Below are 4,020 nucleotides of genomic sequence, written 5' to 3'. Positions count from 1 at the left end.
CCAGATAGGTCCGCAGCTTGTCCGAGCGGCTCGGGTGCTTGAGCTTGCGGATGGCCTTGGCCTCGATCTGGCGGATGCGCTCGCGCGTCACGTCGAACTGCTTGCCGACTTCTTCCAGCGTGTGGTCGGTGGACATCTCGATGCCGAAGCGCATGCGCAGCACCTTGGCCTCGCGCGGCGTCAGGCTGTCGAGGATGTCCCGCACGACATCGCGCAGACCCGACTGCATCGCGGCCTCGATCGGCGCGGTGTTGTTGGTGTCCTCGATGAAGTCGCCCAGGTGGCTGTCGTCGTCGTCCCCGATCGGCGTTTCCATGGAGATCGGCTCTTTCGCGATCTTCATGATCTTGCGGATCTTGTCCTCGGGCATCTCCATCTTCTCGGCCAGCGAGGGCGCGTCCGGCTCGAAACCGAACTCCTGCAGGTGCTGGCGCGAGATCCGGTTCATCTTGTTGATCGTCTCGATCATGTGAACCGGGATGCGGATGGTGCGGGCTTGGTCGGCGATCGAGCGCGTGATGGCCTGGCGGATCCACCACGTCGCGTAGGTCGAGAACTTGTAGCCCCGGCGGTATTCGAACTTGTCCACCGCCTTCATCAGGCCGATGTTGCCTTCCTGGATCAGGTCGAGGAACTGCAGGCCGCGGTTGGTGTACTTCTTGGCGATGGAGATGACGAGGCGCAGGTTGGCCTCGATCATCTCGCGCTTGGCTTCACGCGAGTTGGCTTCGCCCTCGTTCATGCGCTTGTTGATCGCCTTCAGGTCGTCGATCGGCACGACGGCCTTGGTCTGCAGGTCGATCAGCTTCTGTTGCAGTTCCTGGATCGGGGGCAGGTTGCGGCCCATGATGGCGCTGTAGGGCTTGCCGGCGGCGATCTCGCCTTCGGCCCAGGCGAGGTTCAGGATGTTCGGCGGGAACACCTTGATGAACTGCTCCTGCGCCATGCCACAGCGGTCCACGACGATCTTGCGCAGCTCGCGCTCGTAGCGGCGCACATCGTCCACCTGCGAACGCAGCAGGTCGCACAGCTTCTCGATCGTCTTGACCGTGAAGCGGATCGTCATGAGCTGGTTGCTGATGGCCGTCTGGGCGGCGTTGTAGGGCGCCGACTTGTAGCCGTGGCTGGTGTAGGCCGCGCGCATCTTGGCGAACTCGGCGCGCATCGAGTCGAAGCGCGTCAGGGCCTGGTTCTTCAGTTCTTCGAGCTTCTTGGTCAGCGCCTTGGAGGTGCCGCCCTCTTCCTCGTCCTCGTCGAACTCGTCGAAGTCTTCTTCGGCGACGTAGTCATCGGCTTCTTCGGACGACACGAACCCATCGACCACTTCCGAGATCTGCGACTCGCCGGCCCGGATCCGGTCGGCCATGCCCAGGATCTCGTCGATCGTGGCGGGCGAGGCGGAAATCGCCAGCATCATCGCCTGCAGACCGCCTTCGATCCGCTTGGCGATCTCGATTTCACCTTCGCGGGTCAGCAGCTCGACCGTGCCCATTTCGCGCATGTACATGCGGACCGGGTCGGTGGTGCGGCCGAACTCGGAGTCCACCGTGGACAGCGCGGCTTCGGCGGCTTCCTCGGCTTCTTCCTCGGTCGAGGTCGTCGTGCCGCCACCGGCGATCAGCAGCGTGGCCGCGTCGGGCGCCTGCTCGTAGACCGCGATGCCCATGTCGTTGAGCATCGAGATGATGGCTTCCAGGATCTCGTTCTCGACCAGCTTCTCGGGCAGGTGGTCGTTGATCTCCTGGTGCGTCAGGAAGCCGCGGGTCTTGCCCATCTTGATGAGGGTCTTCAGCTCCTGGCGGCGCTTGGCGACTTCCTCTTCGGTGAGCGTGGTCTCGTCCAGACCGAATTCCCGCATCAGCGCGCGCTCCTTGGCGCGGCTGACCTTCATGCGCAGCGGTTTGGCCTTGGGCTTGTCGGCTTCGACCTCGACTTCCCCTTCGACGACCACCTCGACCTCGGCTTCCACCTCGGCTTCGACGTCGATCTCGGCGTCGGGGTCGGTGAAGTCTTCATCGGCGTCCAGCGTGGGCTTCTCGGCCTTTTTCTCGATCTTCTTGTCGGCCTTCTCCGTCTTCTCGGCCTTGTCTACCTTGACGGTTTTCTCGGCTTTCTCGGCTTTTTCAGCCTTCTCGACCTTCGTGTCCGACTCGGCCTCCGGCGCCTTGGCCTTGCGGCCACGCTTGATCACGACGACAGGCACAGTGGCCTCGGTCGGTGTGAGCGGGACGGCGGTCGCTGTGACCACCTCGGTCGCGGTGGCGGGGGCTTCGGGCTTGACGGCCTTGACTGCCTTCACGACGCGCACGGTCTTGGACGCCACCGGAGCGGCCGGAGCGGCAGCGGTGTTCGTCTCGGGGGATTGCTCAGGGGCGCTCTTTTTCGCGGGCATGCGATTCCTCGGCTGGGGTGCTCGGATACGGTGGGGCTTTGAGCCTGAATCACAAGTCTCGGGCGGCGCACTGCAGGCGCTCGCGGACGAGGTGCTTTTCAGGCGGGCAAGCTGGCGTGAACATCCATCAAGGTGCAGTGCTGGCGGGGAAGTTGGCCTGAAATAACCCGTGTCGCGGGTGGCCGGGGCCGGCAGGCACTGCTGTCACTCTTGCCGCGTCGAAACCAACCTTCAATTATACAGGAGCGTTCCCGGCCGGCCTGGACTTGAGCTGGGACCGCTGCTGGAAGAGCGCATTGCGGCGCTGGGTGGCCGCCTCGGACAACTCGCCCGACTCCAGCAGCAGCGCGATCTCGTCCTCGACCGCCTGCAGCCGGATCCGGTTGACGATGGCCCGCAGATCGTCCGCCAGGGGCGCATCGCTGCCGAGTTCGTGCAGGCGGCGGATGCGCTCCAGCAGCGCGCCCAGCCCCGCTTCGGCCGGGTCTTGTGCCAGTTCGTCGAGCGTGGCCAGGATGCCGCTGGCGCCCAGCACGCCCTGGTCATGCAGCAGCCGCTCCAGCGCGGCGAAGAAGCCCCCATGCGGCGCACTCTGCTGCCCCAGCAGTTCATGCACCTCACCGGGCAGGTCGAGCCAGAGCTGCGCGTTCTGCACCAGCAACCACGCCGCTCGGTCGAGCAGTGAGGCCGTGCGTGGTGGTGGCCGGCGCGGGGACGCCATCGCCGCGCTGCCCCCCTTGCGCGCCCACGGTGGGGGATCGTTGCCGAAGCTGCGGCCCTTGCCGCGCTTGCTGCGCCAGTCCTTGGCGTGTTCGGGTGTGCCGTCGTCCATCGGGTCGTAGCCGAGGCCAACGGACTCCGCTTCGGCGGGTGGCGCCTCGTCGGGCGGGGGCGCGCGGTCCCAGTCTGGCTCGGGCTGCTGCGGTTCCGCCCGCCGCCGCTCGCCCCGGCGTGACCCTGCCGCGGCCCAGTGGTGCAGCAACACATCGGCAGTCAACCCACCATCGCGCGCCAGTTCGACCAGCAACTGCGCCTTGAGCAAGCCCTCGGGCAGCAGCTCGTACAACGGCCGTGCCTGCGCCAGCATCCGTGCGCGGCCTTCGGGCGTGGCCATGTCGCAGCCATCGCCCGCCACCGCCAGCAACTGCCGCGACAGCGTGAACGCCTCGTGGATGCAGGTTTCGAACGCCTCCGGCCCGCGCTCGCGGATGAAGGAATCCGGGTCGTGCTCGGCCGGCAGGAACAGGAAACGGAAGCTGCGCGTGTCGCCCGCGTGCGGCAACACGGCCTCCAGCGCCCGCGCCGCCGCCCGACGCCCGGCCGCGTCGCCGTCGAAGCTGAACACCACCTGTTCGGAAAACCGCAGCAGCTTGATGATGTGGTCGCCGGTGCAGGCCGTCCCCAGCGTCGCCACCGCGTTGCCGAAACCGAGCTGCGCCAGGGCCACAACATCCATGTAGCCCTCGGTGACGAGGATGAAGCCGCGCTTGCGGATCGCGGCCCGCGCCTCGAACAGGCCGTACAGCTCCCGGCCCTTGCTGAACACTGGCGTCTCGGGCGAGTTCAGGTACTTCGGCTCGCCCTGGTCCAGCACCCGCCCGCCGAAGCCGATCACCTCGCCCTTGGGG

2 protein-coding genes are annotated in these 4,020 nt (G+C 66.4%); both read right to left on the bottom strand.

The window, feature by feature from the left end; all coding sequences use genetic code 11:
- A partial coding sequence (gene rpoD, locus QZW52_RS18800; RefSeq protein WP_294001598.1) for an RNA polymerase sigma factor RpoD occupies positions 1-2,392 on the bottom strand: 2,392 nt, incomplete at its 3' end.
- Between the two features lie 235 nt (positions 2,393-2,627).
- Positions 2,628-4,020, bottom strand: a 1,393-nt coding sequence (locus QZW52_RS18795) for a toprim domain-containing protein (protein ID WP_294001596.1), incomplete at its 5' end; no start/stop codon positions are given.

The sequence above is a fragment of the Sphaerotilus sp. genome, from assembly GCF_013299175.1.
Lineage (GTDB): Bacteria > Pseudomonadota > Gammaproteobacteria > Burkholderiales > Burkholderiaceae_C > Sphaerotilus.
This window is presented reverse-complemented; position numbering and strand designations above follow the sequence as displayed.